Raw genomic sequence first — 2,048 nt, forward strand, 5'->3', positions numbered from 1 at the left:
TGTTGGGTCGGGGACGAGACGCCGTGCACTGTTTCCAGTGCCGGTTTTCCCGTCCCCGCCCGCCGAACCGGACGTGCCCGTTGGCCGAGCATCCGGCTCTCCACGTGATCCGATGGGTCAGGCGAGGTATTCGCTGACCTGGCCGACGAAGGCCACATCATCATGGCTGGTCCGGCGAAAGCGTGCCTTCTCCGGATCGACCTCGTCGATGTTGTATGGCGTGCTGATCTGCGCTCCACGAAATCGGTAGCGCTCGACCTTCATCTTCGCCGGGTTGTAGAGGACGAGCCCGCCCTCCGCGATGCGATCTGCCCCGTAGAAGCGGCGCCGCAACTGTTTCCAGGTCAGGCGGGGGTGTTTGTAGCGAATCCAGCGAATCAGCCTCCACCACGTGTACCAACCGAGGTAAGAGAACGTCTTCTTGGATACGCCATAGCGGAAGTAGGCAGCCCAGCCCCGAAGAACCGGATTGACTGTCCGCAGCACCTCCTCCAACGAGAGCGAGCTCGTGCTTCGCCCCGTCAGTTTCTTGATCTTGTGCATCACCGACGCCAAGGCTTGCTTGGACGGGATGGTGAGCACAACGCGACGACCGTCGCCCCAGGACCTCCGCTGAATGTGGAATCCCAGGAATACGAAGCCGTCGTCGATATGGGTGATGTGGGTCTTCTCATCCGAGAGGGTCATCTTCAGCCTGCGGGCCAGCAGTTCACCGATCTCTGCCTTCAGTGCTTCGGCCTCGGACTTCGTTCCGTGCACGAGCACGATGAAGTCGTCGGCGTAACGCACCAGCCGATAGTTCGGTCTCCCCGTCCGGCGCCGATACTGCCGACGCCATGCTGGGGTCATCTCCTGGTCCCAGATCCGCGAGAAATGCCGGTCCAGTACCGAGAGATAGATGTTGGCCAACAGCGGGGAAACAACTCCTCCTTGCGGGGTTCCCGTGAGGGTCCCCGCGAGTCCACCGTGCAACTCGACAACTCCGGCCCGCAGAAACACGCTGACCAGCCGCAGGACCTTGCGATCCTTGACGCGCTCAGCCACCAGATCCATCAGGACGTGGTGGTCGACGTTGTCGAAGCAAGCCTTGATGTCGCCCTCGATGACCCACTCATAGGTCGACGGCTTGCAGGTGAAGTGGTGGATCTCGGCGATGGCATCCTGAGCCCGACGGCCGGGCCGATACCCGTAACTGGACGGATAGAAATCGGCCTCGAAAATCGGCTCCAAGACCAGCTTGAGCGCCATTTGCGCGACGCGATCCCGCAGGGTAGGAATCCCCAAGTAACGGACCTTGCCGTTCTTCTTGGGAATCACCGCCTGCTTGACCGGCAACGCAGTGAAGGACCCGTCCTTGAGCGAGGATCGAAGATCCTCCAGAAACGGAATCACTCCAAGGCGTTCTTCCACGTAGTAGCGGGTCACCGCATCCACGCCTGCTGTCCTGGCACCCCGGTTGCCAGACACCCGCTCCCAAGCCACCACCAAAGTGGCCCGGTCGCAGATCAAGTTGAATACATCATCGAACCGGCGATCCGGCTCGTTCCTTGCCCATCGGTGCAGCTTGATCTGATGATCGAGTACCCGCCGCTCAGCCGTCATACTGCCCGGCCAAGTTGTTGTCGACGGCGCGTCGTTATTCAACAACGTTCCTCCCCGACAGCAGTCCTGCTGCTATCACGCTGTCGCCCTTCCCCGTGTGACCGGCTTTCCCGGCCTCTGAGTACTACGGCGACTCCGCCACGATCTGGCGTCATCAGCGGGCATTGCGCCTGCCCGTCGCCCGGCCGGCTGCCGGACGGTGAGGGCGATGCCAGATCGCTTCCCACGTTCACTGAGGATCTCTGTGACGGCTTCGGTGCCCAGCTATATCCCGGCAGCATCGCCACGGACCGCACATCGCAGTCTTGGTCCGGGCCTCCCGAAACCCATAGGATAAAGGCGGCGGGAGAGGAGAGGCCATCGGCTATGGCGCTCTCCAGCACTGCAAAGCGGCCCATCCACCAGATTCGGCAGACCGCTGACGACTCACGGGACGTCAACCACTG

Annotated in this window: 1 protein-coding gene; it reads right to left on the reverse strand. The window is 61.9% G+C overall.

Annotated elements, in window-relative coordinates; genetic code table 11:
- Positions 1-117: 117 nt before the first annotated feature.
- Complete coding sequence (ltrA, locus tag AC07DW_RS34170; RefSeq protein ID WP_478861484.1) at positions 118-1,644, reverse strand: group II intron reverse transcriptase/maturase; 1,527 nt, start codon at positions 1,642-1,644, stop codon at positions 118-120.
- Between the last annotated feature and the right edge of the window lie 404 nt (positions 1,645-2,048).

The organism is Streptomyces sp. NPDC045701 (assembly GCF_056432045.1).